General features: G+C 41.6%; 10 protein-coding genes. 7 read left to right on the top strand and 3 right to left on the bottom strand.

The genetic code is table 11. From position 1 onward, the window contains the following. Positions 1 to 119: 119 nt before the first annotated feature. On the top strand, positions 120 to 1,181 hold the full coding sequence (locus I6F44_RS14625; protein WP_442960268.1) for an Ig-like domain-containing protein: 1,062 nt from the start codon (positions 120 to 122) through the stop codon (positions 1,179 to 1,181). Continuing rightward, a complete protein-coding gene (locus I6F44_RS19640) occupies positions 1,072 to 7,080 on the top strand; it encodes an Ig-like domain-containing protein (RefSeq protein ID WP_231612854.1) in 6,009 nt (2,002 codons plus the stop codon). The genes I6F44_RS14625 and I6F44_RS19640 overlap by 110 nt, the downstream gene beginning before the upstream one ends. 146 nt (positions 7,081 to 7,226) lie before the next feature. Here the strand turns inward: I6F44_RS19640 and I6F44_RS14585 are convergent, their stop codons facing one another. The 3 genes from I6F44_RS14585 to flgA all read right to left on the bottom strand — a co-directional run bounded on the left by I6F44_RS14585 (position 7,227) and on the right by flgA (position 8,755). Next, on the bottom strand, positions 7,227 to 7,658 hold the full coding sequence (locus tag I6F44_RS14585) for a flagella synthesis protein FlgN (RefSeq protein ID WP_024592769.1): 432 nt from the start codon (positions 7,656 to 7,658) through the stop codon (positions 7,227 to 7,229). Further along, positions 7,651 to 7,971, bottom strand: a complete 321-nt coding sequence (gene flgM / locus I6F44_RS14580) for a flagellar biosynthesis anti-sigma factor FlgM (protein WP_007581856.1) — start codon at positions 7,969 to 7,971, stop codon at positions 7,651 to 7,653. The genes I6F44_RS14585 and flgM overlap by 8 nt, the downstream gene beginning before the upstream one ends. Before the next feature lie 76 nt (positions 7,972 to 8,047). Continuing rightward, positions 8,048 to 8,755, bottom strand: a complete 708-nt coding sequence (gene flgA / locus I6F44_RS14575) for a flagellar basal body P-ring formation chaperone FlgA (protein ID WP_007581857.1) — start codon at positions 8,753 to 8,755, stop codon at positions 8,048 to 8,050. A 140-nt stretch (positions 8,756 to 8,895) separates the two neighbouring features. Between flgA and I6F44_RS14570 the strand changes: the two genes are divergently transcribed. The 5 genes from I6F44_RS14570 (at position 8,896) to I6F44_RS14550 (ending at position 12,363) form a co-directional block, all read left to right on the top strand. Beyond that, complete coding sequence (locus I6F44_RS14570; RefSeq protein WP_007581858.1) at positions 8,896 to 9,828, top strand: chemotaxis protein CheV; 933 nt, start codon at positions 8,896 to 8,898, stop codon at positions 9,826 to 9,828. Positions 9,829 to 9,848: 20 nt separating this feature from the next. Beyond that, complete coding sequence (locus I6F44_RS14565) at positions 9,849 to 10,679, top strand: CheR family methyltransferase (RefSeq protein ID WP_007581859.1); 831 nt, start codon at positions 9,849 to 9,851, stop codon at positions 10,677 to 10,679. 145 nt (positions 10,680 to 10,824) lie between these two features. Continuing rightward, complete coding sequence (gene flgB / locus I6F44_RS14560; RefSeq protein WP_010553246.1) at positions 10,825 to 11,232, top strand: flagellar basal body rod protein FlgB; 408 nt, start codon at positions 10,825 to 10,827, stop codon at positions 11,230 to 11,232. Between the two features lie 5 nt (positions 11,233 to 11,237). Beyond that, entirely contained in the window at positions 11,238 to 11,669 is a 432-nt protein-coding gene (gene flgC, locus I6F44_RS14555; protein WP_010553247.1) for a flagellar basal body rod protein FlgC, read from the top strand. A 13-nt stretch (positions 11,670 to 11,682) separates the two neighbouring features. Next, complete coding sequence (locus tag I6F44_RS14550; protein WP_121953509.1) at positions 11,683 to 12,363, top strand: flagellar hook assembly protein FlgD; 681 nt, start codon at positions 11,683 to 11,685, stop codon at positions 12,361 to 12,363. Positions 12,364 to 12,369 lie beyond the last annotated feature (6 nt).

Here is a 12,369-nt window from a genome sequence, read left to right as displayed (position 1 = left end):
TAACTGATGGTCCACTCACTATCGAAGCAAGCGTCAGTGACAGTGCAGGCAATACCACCACGTTAAGTGAAGGCGCAACATTGGATACCAATGCACCGAGTATTAATATTGATGCATTAATGGATACAAATGATACAACGCCGAATGTGAGCGGTACCAGCAGTGCAGCAAATGGCACTATTATCACCGTCAGCTTCACGGACAGTAATGACATAACAAACACGGTACAAACAACTGTTACAGACGGTATCTGGAGTGTTGAAGCTCCTGTTGACTTAGCTGAAGGCAGTTATGAAGTTGAAGCGAGTGTTACAGATGGAAGCGGCAATACAAGTACAGCAACAGAAAATGGTGTAGTGGATACGACCATTCCTAATATTGCCGTAAATGATGTAACAGTGACTGATGACACAACACCTACGATCACCGGCACAGCGAATGCGCCACAAGGCAGCACCGTGAGCGTTGAAATCACCGACAGTAATAATATTACTCATACCGTAACGACCACATTAGGGGTTAATGGCACATGGAGCGTAGCTGCCACGCAAGTGCTGGCTGAAGGCACCTTTACAGTGAGCGCCAGTGTGAGCGATGCCGCAGGCAACGAAGCCACTGCCACAGGCGCAGGTGAAATAGACATCACTGCACCGACACTTGTACTTACCAGCCCAGGCTCAAGTAATGACATCACCCCGACACTCAGTGGCACAAGTGATGCCGTTGAAGGCACGGTTATTAACTTCACGGTTGTGGACGATCAAGGCAATACACAAACGTTCACCACCACGGTGGATGCCGATGGCAACTTCTCAGTGGAAGTACCGACTGCACTGGCAGAAGGACCATATAGCATCGAAGCAAGTATTAGCGATGTGGCAGGTAACAGCACCGATATTACCGGCAACGGCACCATTGATACCACAGCACCAAGTGTGAGTGTAGATGCGCCAGTATTAACAAACGACAGCACGCCCACAGTGACAGGCACTAGTGATGCACCTAACAGCACCATCACGGTGACGTTTACAGATGCAGCAAATGCCACTCAAAGCATTGATGTACAAACCGATGCAAGTGGTAACTGGAGTGCAACGCCAAGCGGCGATNACAGCACCAAGTGTGAGTGTAGATGCGCCAGTATTAACAAACGACAGCACGCCCACAGTGACAGGCACTAGTGATGCACCTAACAGCACCATCACGGTGACGTTTACAGATGCAGCAAATGCGACTCAAAGCATTGATGTACAAACCGATGCCAATGGTAACTGGAGTGCGACACCAACAGGTACATTAGCCGAAGGTAATTACAGCGTCAGCGCCAGCATTACCGATGCGGCAGGCAACACAGGCACCGGCACTGACACTGGCGAAGTGGATATAACCGCTCCGGATCTTGAAATTATTCCATCGTTTTTATTAGGTAATTTAGTTTCTCTTTCGGGGGATTCTGATTTACCGGGAGGCTCTGTAATCACTATTACAGAGTACCTAGTTGGGGGATTAGTTGGTGCAACTTATACAGCGACAACAAATCCTGATGGTACGTGGGGGCTTGCAAACATAACAGTACCATTACTAAACCTTGCCTATGTGACTGCCAGTGCAACGGATGCCGCCGGTAATGTAAGAACAATCAATACACTTGATTTTGATAACGTAGCGCCAGAACTAACCGTTAGTGTTGATGCTTTATCTAATGACAGTACGCCAGTAATTAGCGGAACCACCGATATGGGGCAAGGCACTGTAATTGATGTGACTGTCACCGATAGTGCAGGGCAAAGCCAAGAGTTTACTGCGATTGTTCAAGCCGATGGCAGTTGGTCAGCAGATGTACCAGCAGAGCTAGCGCAAGGTCAATACACTGTTGTTGCAGAGGTTAGAGACAGTGTTGGTAATTTAACAACGCAGCAGGCTCAAGGTGAAATAGATAGCGTTGCTCCTACATTAATTGTGAACGAAGTTAACGTGACAATAGATACAACCCCTACAATTTCAGGCACGAGTAATGAGATTGGTGCTGATGTAACCATCCTTATCGGCGGTCAAACACTAACAGCAACAGTGGGTACTGATGGCAATTGGCAAGTAGATGTCCCCGTAGCACTTGTTGATGGTGATTATACGGCTCAAGTAAGTGTTACCGATGATGCTAATAATACCAGCAGCACGGCTATTGATTTAACAATTGATACCCAAGTACCTGTTATTGTACTTAATGACATAACTGTATTTAACACTGAGACACCAGTTATAAATGGTACTTCAACTGAACCACAGGATACGGTGGTCGATATAGTTATTACAGATAACAACGGTGATATACATACTTTAACCGCAATAGTTGATGCTAACGGCGATTGGCAAGTTACGGCGCCAAGCTTGCCAAATGGCAATTATGATGTAGAGGTAAGTATTACCGATGATGCTGGCAATCAAGGAGTGGATACAGGCTCGAGCTTTATTGATACTCAAGCACCAAGTATTACTATAAACGCATTAGGTACAATTAATGACAGCACGCCAACTATTTCAGGCACATCCAATGAACCTGAAAACACGAGTATTACAGTAACTGTGACCGATGGAGATAGTACCGAGACTTATACAACTGTTGTTGGTGCAGGTGGTGCTTGGACTGTAGATATTACAGATGCACTGACTGATGGTGAAGTTACAGTTTCTGCAAGTGTTACTGATGCCGCAGGGAATGAATCAGTTGCAAATAGTACCGCAATGTTAAATACCAATGCGCCTACAATTAATATTAATACAATTGCTGATACAAACGATCAAACACCAGCAATATCAGGCACAAGTAGTGCGGCAGATAATACAGAAATCACGGTTGTCATAACTGATGTTAATAACGTTTCACATACTGTAACTACAACTGTGGTAGGTGGGGTGTGGAGTGTTGATGCGACAGATATTCTACCTGAAGGTGAATTTACTGTTTCGGCAAGTGTAACTGAAGGAGGCTTAACGAGTAATACAACAGGTAGCGGTGTTATCGATTTAACTCCACCAGCCCTTAATATTACACCGCTTACAATTTCAAATGATACAACGCCAACAATTTCAGGCACAACTACAGCTCCACAAGGCGCCATAGTCGCTATTTTAATTACAGATAGCTTAGGTGTCGAGCAAACGGTTAATGCTACTGTTGGTGCAAATGGCACATGGTCAGTCGCTGTAAGTACAGAGTTGAGCGAGGGCACTTACACGGTTTTAGCTTCAACAACAGATACTGCAGGTAATCCTGTAAACACAAGTATTACAGGGGAAGTTGATATAACAGCACCTGTTGTGACTATTAACGATATTGTTGGAAGTACCGATCTAACTCCAAGTATTTCAGGGAACGTGACAGGAGCCATGGTAGGTGATGCAGTTGCTGTGATATTTACCGATGCACTCGGGAATAAGCATACTGTAAATACAACAGTTCAAACGGGTGGTGTATGGTCTGTAGAGGCAACTAGCTCTCTATCACAAGGAGATTATTCAGTTGAAGTATTTGTTACTGACAGCGCGGGTAATACCGGGGATGCAACAAATACAGCAACCATTGATACAATTGCTCCCGAAATTAGTATTGATCAAAGTTCATTAATACTCACCCAAGACAGCACGCCATTAATTAATGGCACATCAAACGAGCCAAATACAAACGTTATAGTTACGTTTACTGACTCAGCTGGAGTTTCTCATCAAATTACCGTACAAACGGATGAAAATGGTGACTGGCAAGCCGCTGCAGATAACGAATTAGCAGAAGGGGGCTACAGTGTTACGGCAACGATTACTGATAGCGCAGGGAATACCTCTGTTGATAGTAAAACGGGTGGCGAAGTAGATACAGTAGGGCCAGAGCTTACTATTGTGCCTTCGTTCCTATTAGGTCAATTGGTTTCTTTATCTGGTACTTCTGATTTAGGTGAAGGTAAAACAGTCACTGTTAATTTAGAATTAGCAGGTGATTTGGCTAACTTAACTTACGATGTAACCACCGATGCCAATGGCGATTGGGTGTTATTAGGCCTAGCGGTTAATATTATTGGCTTATCGGTTGTTGAAGCCTCTGCAACCGATGAAGCGGGTAACACCACCACTATAACTACGGCTGATGTAGATGCTTCAACGCCATTACTTAATGCGGTAGTTGACTTTACTACTGGCCAGGGAGATTTGCCGATAATTAGCGGTACGACCGACCAAGCCCCAGGCACCGAAGTGCTAGTGAGAGTGGTAGATAGCGAAAATGTAGTACAAGAGCTTACGGCTATAGTGCAAGCCGATAATACGTGGGCTGTGCAGGTTCCTCAATCATTGGCTGAAGGTACATTCAGCGTAACAGTTGACGTGTTAAGTGAAGTCGGTATTACTACCACGCAACTACTTACCGCAGTGGTGGATACAATATCGCCAACACTTGGCTTAGAGGTTATTGGCACAACATCAGACTCCACGCCAATTATCCAAGGTACCAGTGATTTAATTAATGGTGTTGTTGAAATACAACTTGATGGTGGTTCAGTTTTAACCACTACGGTTAATGCAGCTGGGTTATTTTCACTCGAGGTAGATGCACTAACTGAAGGGCAGCACGTTGCTAATGTGAGTATTACAGACGAAGCAGGTAATGTAGTAACTGATACGCTTGAATTCGTCGTTGATACGCTAGTACCAGTAGTTGGAATTTTACCACTGAGCATTAGCGATACCGATTTATTAACTATTTCAGGCACATCGGAAGAGCCTGAAGGTACAGACATTGACGTAACTGTTATTGGTAGCAATGGTGATGAAACAGTATTTGATGCTGTAGTTGGTAGTAATGGTACTTGGTCTCTAGTAACCACCAGCTTATCTGATGGTGTTTATGATGTGTATGCGAGTATTACTGATGCCGCAGGTAATACTGGGCAGTCAGCCATTGAACAAGTAACTATAGACACCATTCCACCAGCGTTAGAAATAGATGCGTTCGGAGTACTTAATACTCTAACACCAACAATTACAGGCTCTAGCGATGAGGAAGTAGGGAGTTTAATTACTGTAAATATCACTGACTCAACAGCCGCAGTACAAACAGTTACTACTACTGTTTTAGGAGATGGCACTTGGTCTGTCATTGCTTCTTTATTACCTGAAGGAGAAATTACAGTTGAGGCCATAAGTACCGATAGCGCTGGTAATACAACCACTGTAAATCAAATAGGTACTGTCAGTACAACCTTGCCAAGTTTGTTGATAAACCCAATAATTGATACAAGCGATACAACGCCTACGATTACAGGTACCACGGATGTATTAGCAGGTGATGTACAGGTAGTTATTACCGATAGTAGCGGTACAGCAACGACATATAACACCACAGCCATTGCCGGTGAATGGACTCTAATACCTACAACACCATTAGCTGAAGGCGCCTTTACTGTAAGTGCTACAGTTGAAGACTTAGGGCTTTCAAGCTCTACAAGTCTTGGTGGAATAATTGATTTAACACCACCAACAGTTGAAGTTGATCAATTAACTGTAACCAATAACCCGCTACCGACTATAACAGGTATAAGTGATGCACCAGCAGGTACAAATGTGAGTGTTGTTATTACTGATGATAATAACGATTCACAAACTATTACCGCTCAAGTTGCAGGCAATGGCACATGGTCTGTAACAGCTACCAGCGCGCTTAGTGAAGGTGGTTTTAGTGCTACTGCGACAGTGAGTGATGCTGCGGGTAACTCATCAAGCGATACAATGGTGTCAAGCACAGACTACACAGCGCCAACTGTAGTCATAGATCCAATATTGGTAGGGCAAGATACAACACCTACTGTTACGGGGTCAGTAACTGGAAGCTTTGCAGGACAAAATGTTATAGTTATGTTTACTGATTCAGCTGGTGCCACTCATAATGTTCAAACAACAGTTGGGCCTGATGGAACTTGGAGCGTGACCTCTACACAAGTACTTCCTGAGGGTAATTACAGCGTAGATGTAAGCATTGCTGATAGCGCAGGTAATACAGGTACGCAATCATCAAGTAGCGCAATTGACTCAGGTATTACAATTGACTCGGGGTTAGAGCTAACCGCAGATCAAAATCCGCTTGTTACAGGGACTGCTGGCGCAGGTGAAACTATATTAGTCACCTTTAGCGGTGCAACAGTAGTCACTAAACAAGTAACTGCTAACGCATCCGGTGAATGGAGTGCTTCACCGGATACGGAGTTAGCTGATGGGGCTTATACTGTAACAGCTGTCGCAACTGATGCATCAAGTAATACAACATCAAGCGGTAGTTTATCTGGATTGGTTATTGATACTACACCGATCAACTTTACAGTAGAACCTGAGTACTTACTTAATTTATTGGGTATAGGGATATTGGTTGGCTACGAAGGGACATCTGATGGCGGTGAGGGAAGTAAGGTCTATATTCTCGACTCATTAGTTTTAGGCATTGATTTAGCATTAACTTCAGCGCCATATGCAGTTGTAGATGCTCAAGGTAATTGGGACTCTACCAACTTAGATCTGAATGCTTTAGGTTTACTGGGTACAGGCCTTGAAAACACGTATTTCTATACTGTGGACGAAGCTGGTAATTACCACGTTAAAAATGGAAATGATGTATTTATAGAGTCAGGCAACATTTACGATAGTGGAGTAAGCGCTGCTTCCGGCGACACAATCCCTGCATCATTTAGCGAAGAGTTGGCTTTAGGCGATACAACCCCTAATGAAGTTTCAAGCAACAATGTATTAAGCACTGAAACGATTGATTTAGGTAACTTGAGTGGTCTATCAGCACCTGAGCAAACTGTGCAAGTAAGTTCGGCGGAGCCACTTAATATTAATGACGTAATCATTGATGAAGATGCAGAGCAGCTTATAGCGCTAAATACACTGGTTGAGGATGAAGGCTCTGCAATTGCTTATACTCCAGCTCAAAGTGGGGGAAGCATTGATGCAGCAGCACCTGCGGTTGATGTACAAAATCAATCGGAAGAGATGATTAAACACTTAATTGAAAGTAGTAATAATCAAACGGATATTTAATCTCAATAAAGCCTTCTTAATTATTTTTAAGGGGGCTTACATTATTAAGCAAATGGATATTATTTATAACGAAATTTAAGAACAAAGGACATTAAAAAAGCCTTATTGATAAATCAATAAGGCTTTTTTAATGTAAAATTTTGGGCTTAAGCTTTTAAATTACGAACCAGTTTACTCTCGGTATTTACAGATTTACCGGCTTGGTCGTAGGTCATTGACGTTGGTGCGCCAATTAATATCTCTTTTAATTGTTTAACACTTAGTTGCGCTTGGCGGGCAGCATGAGCATTAACATTATTTTGTTTTTGGCATTGCGCAAGTTGAGTTTTAACTTGGCTTATTAGCTCAGATATTTCAGGGTTTTGTGAGTCGTTACTGGCAATAAGCTTACTTAGCTCTTTATCTAAAGTGCTTAGCTTAGTTAAAAAAGACATTTTTTGTTGGGTAATTTCTTTTAAACCAGCACCACGTCGTGAAGCAATAGCAGTAAGCTCATCGTTTAATAGCGTATGCAAAGAATCTAAACAACTTACTTGTTGGTTTAGTTTTACGCTAATTAAACTATTATGATCAGCCATACACGTTAAACTCAAAATCAGCTAAGTTTTTAGCAAGCTTTTCACTGTCCACTTGATATTTACCTTCGGTTATTGCTTTTTTAAGCTCAGCAACTTTATCGCTATCAAAGCCAGACGATTGCTGTGCTTTATCTTGAAGCGTTTTTAATTGCTGCGCTTGCGGCGTCAAGCTTACAGAGTCACTTGCTGCTTTAGGCGAAGGAGTCTGCGTCGCTTGTGTATTTGCGTTATCTTTTTTTAAATCAACTTGTTGTTGCTTTGCATTTGTTAACGCATTAGCTTGTTGATTACTGCCATTAACTTGATTAACCATAATAATAAACCCGTATATTACCCAACTTATGCCATGTTATCGGCATATACGTAGGATACTTTAGTATAAATCTAAATTAAATATTCACCTGAACAGACTCTACACCATCTACTCGCGCATTTAAAACTTTACCTGATTTTTTGTTTTTTATTTGTATCTGTTCGCCCAAAGTACCGTCTTCTAAAGCAATACCTGTGGTTTTAATTCTAAGACCTCTAAGGTTAGCGTAAATATTAACAGAGTCACCTTTACACACCATACAAATTTGGTTTAGTAATACTGGCATACCACTTCTAATATTTCGTTTACTTCTGCTGCCTATTAGCATTGTGGGGTCATCTAAGTACTGTATGCGTACAAAGTGAGTTGGTTTCATTTCAATACTTAAATGCGATTTAGTTATTACTTCACCGCGGGTTAAATTAGCAGTAGCAACAACAACTGGAGCCATTTCAACAACTCTTACATGAACGTATTGAGCCCACGTTTGCGCATCATTGCACTTGGCTTGTAAGGTTACTTGGCGGTTAAATGGTGGCTCATCGGATGTTGATAATTCAAGCTCAGTATTACAGACACGATCAGGAATGCGACTATCTAAAGGCAGTGCACTTAATTGAGTATTAGTATTTTGCAATGTACCAATCTGCTTAGCTATATAAGCAACGGCCATGTCTTGTAATAAATCTTTACTAAACACTTTAGCTTGCAAAGGGAATACAAAGCACAAGCTAGTAACAAAATAAAAAACACTGTATCTTCTGATTTTTTTTAACAAACTCATAATGTTTCGACTATGCTTATGGTTTCAAACAGGGTATAAATATTTTGCGTCAAAAAGTAGACGCACCCGCGATGTTATGTAGCTTTATAAATAGAAAGCAATTATCGTTCCGTATTATTTGTTTTCTTTAGGAGATTTGAATGGCAGGCATTTTAGACTCAGTAAACCAACGCACACAGTTGGTTGGGCAGAACCGCCTAGAATTACTTTTATTTAAGCTCAGAGGGCGTCAGCGTTTTGGTATTAATGTATTTAAAGTGAGAGAAGTGCTGCAATGCCCTCCACTAACAAGCATGCCAAAATCTAATCCGTATATTCGTGGTGTTGCACATATTCGTGGTCAAACCATTTCGGTTATTGATTTATCAATGGCTGTAGGTGGGCGCCCAATCGACAACATTAAAGACAGCTTCATAATCATTGCTGAATACAATCGCTCTGTGCAAGGGTTTTTAGTGGGCGGAGTTGAACGTATTGTAAATATGAATTGGGAAAAAATAATGCCACCGCCATCAGGTGCCGGACGTTATTCATACTTAACAGCAGTGACCGAAATCGAAAATGAATTAGTCGAAATTCTCGATGTAGAAAAAATTCTCAACGAAATTTGCCCAGTGAACACAGAAGTAAGTGCTGAAGTTGCACAAAGTGGCGATATTCAAAAAGATTTAGGCGAACGTATCGTATTTATAGCAGACGACTCTGCTGTTGCGCGTAATCAAGTTAAACGTGCCCTAGAGCCGTTAGGCGTGCAAACAGAGCTTGCCAAAAATGGTAAAGAAGCACTTATAAGATTAAAAGAAATAGCAGAGCTTGATTGTAAAAACGATATTACTGAGCGAGTAGCGTTACTTATCTCAGACGTTGAAATGCCAGAAATGGACGGCTATACCTTAACAGCTGAAATAAAAGCAGATCCCAAACTTGCACCTTTGCATGTTATTTTGCATACCTCTCTGAGTGGTGTTTTTAACCAAGCGATGATTGAAAAAGTCGGGGCAGATGACTTTATTGCTAAATTTAACCCAGACGAATTAGCAACAGCGGTTAAAAAGTGGGTTCATTGTGATTAACAAAAATAGGTGCTACTAACTTGAATAATAAAGATTTGCAGCAAAGTGAATACGACCAGTTTCGTTCGTTTTTAGAGCAGCAATGCGGCATTGTTTTAGGTGAAAATAAACAGTATTTAGTTAAAAGCCGACTTGCTCCGTTAATGACTCGATTTAATGTGGGATCTTTATCGGAGTTGGTTAGTAAAACACTTGGGCCTCACGAGCGGCAATTAAGAGCCGCTGTAGTTGATGCAATGACCACAAACGAAACGTTGTGGTTTAGAGATCAATACCCATTTGAGTTGCTCCAAAATAAGCTTTTTCCTGAGTTTAAAGACTTAAGGAGGCCTTTAAAAATTTGGTCTGCTGCCAGCTCATCAGGACAAGAACCCTATTCAATAGCTATGTCAGTAGCTGAATTTAATACTAAGCAACCTGGTGTGCTTCGTATGGGTGCACAAATTATTGGTACCGACATATCTAATACCATGCTTGATATGTGTAAAAATGCAGAATATGACGCGCTTGCACTTGCCAGAGGGTTATCTGCAGAGCGTCGTAAAAAGTTTTTTAAAGACAGCGGCAATGGTATGGCACAAGTAAACGATACAATAAAAAAACAAGTTAGTTTTAGGCACCTGAATTTGCTTGATTCTTACGCGTTAATGGGCAAATTTGATATTATTTTTTGCCGTAATGTACTTATTTACTTTGCGCCTGAAATAAAAGCTAAAATTATTAATCAGTTTGCACAAGCATTAAACCCAAAAGGGTACTTATTTTTAGGAGCGTCAGAGTCCTTGACTGGCTTAAGTACTGAGTTCGATATGGTTAGATGCAACCCCGGTATCATTTACCAAAAGAAATAACTAAGTTAATCCATTTCCCTAAAACGACGCCCCCAGCGTCGTTTTTCTATTTAGATACATAACCTTATAAAAATATAACACTTCCTAATATTAATGGCTTATTTTTTGCTTTATTCATGGGTAAGTCAATTTTTTGGAGAAGGTTATGGCTATCAGTTTTGATAAAGCATTAGGTGTGCATCCGCAAGCCATGTTGATACGTTCACAGCGAGCAGAATTAATTGCAACTAATATAGCTAACGCTGATACGCCTGGCTATAAAGCAAAAGATATAGACTTTGCCTCAGCTTTAAAAGCGGCAAGGTCAACCCAGCAAAGCGGCAATACTATGGTAAGAACTAATGATAAACACATTGGTGGAGGTACTCATAGTATGGGCAGCTCTGAATCATTTCGTCTGCCAAATCAATCAGATACAGGCGATGGTAACTCGGTTGATATACAAGTGGAACGAAACTTGTATACACAGAATGCTATGGAGTATCAGGCCAGCTTGCAATTTTTAAGCGGCAGATTCAAAGGTCTGAATAAAGCTCTCGGTAGTCAAGGATAAAAATTATGAGTTTATATAATGTTTTCGATATTGCAGGTTCGGGTATGAGCGCACAAAATGTTCGCTTAAATACCACAGCTAGTAATATTTCTAATGCGAATACCATTAGTTCATCTCAAGACAAAACGTACCGAGCGCGCCAACCTGTATTTGCGGCTGAGCTAACAAAAGCTTCAGCATCAGCAAGTAACCAGCAGGGCTCCGCAGTTGGTGTTAAAGTTTTGGGCATTGTTGAAAGCGATGCGCCATTACAAATTGAATATAACCCAAACCATCCAAGTGCGGATGAAAATGGCTATATCTATAAACCCAACGTTAATGTTGTAGAGGAGATGGCAAATATGATTTCTGCCTCTCGTTCTTACCAAACAAACGTGCAAGTTGCTGATGCAGCAAAGCAAATGCTAAGTAAAACACTGTTGCTAGGGCAGCGGTAACTGAGGGTAGGTTATGAGTAACGATATTAGTACATCTTCATCCTATTTAGATTCTCTGCGCTGGCAAGAATCGCAAGTAGCGACCAGCGACAATGAGAGTGATGCGTTAACACAAGAAGATTTTTTCTCTTTGTTAACTCAGCAATTATCGTTTCAAGATCCCAGCAACCCTGCGGATAACGATCAAATGATTGCACAAATGACGAGCTTCACAATGGCTCAAGGTATTAGTGATTTGAATTCAAATTTTGATACGTTGGCTACTTCGATGACATCGAACTCAGCCCTGCAAGCTTCAACGCTTGTAGGTAAGCAGGCTTTACTTGAGTCAAATACTGTCGATTTAAATGAATCAGGTGATGCTAAAGGGTCTATCGTTGCCGAAAGTGCAGTTGAAAGCTTAACGCTTAGTGTAACTGATGCTTCTGGACAGTTAGTGAGAACAATTGATATGGGTTCCCAGGCTGCCGGCGCTGTTCGCTTTGTTTGGGATGGTAATAATGAAAGCGGTGAGCGTTTACCTGAAGGCGAATACACGTTATCGGCACAAGGTAGTACCAATGGTCAGTTTTCTAGCTTGCCTATTGCAACTTTCAAAAATATTGAAAGTGTAAACATTAACGGATCAAGCGGCATCATTGTTAACACCAAAGAAGGTGCGGTTAGGTTAACCGACATTGCAGAGATTGCGTAACAAATT

Origin of the sequence: Pseudoalteromonas sp. NZS11_1 (genome assembly GCF_015864275.1) — a bacterium.
Taxonomy (GTDB): domain Bacteria; phylum Pseudomonadota; class Gammaproteobacteria; order Enterobacterales; family Alteromonadaceae; genus Pseudoalteromonas; species Pseudoalteromonas arctica.
This window is presented reverse-complemented; position numbering and strand designations above follow the sequence as displayed.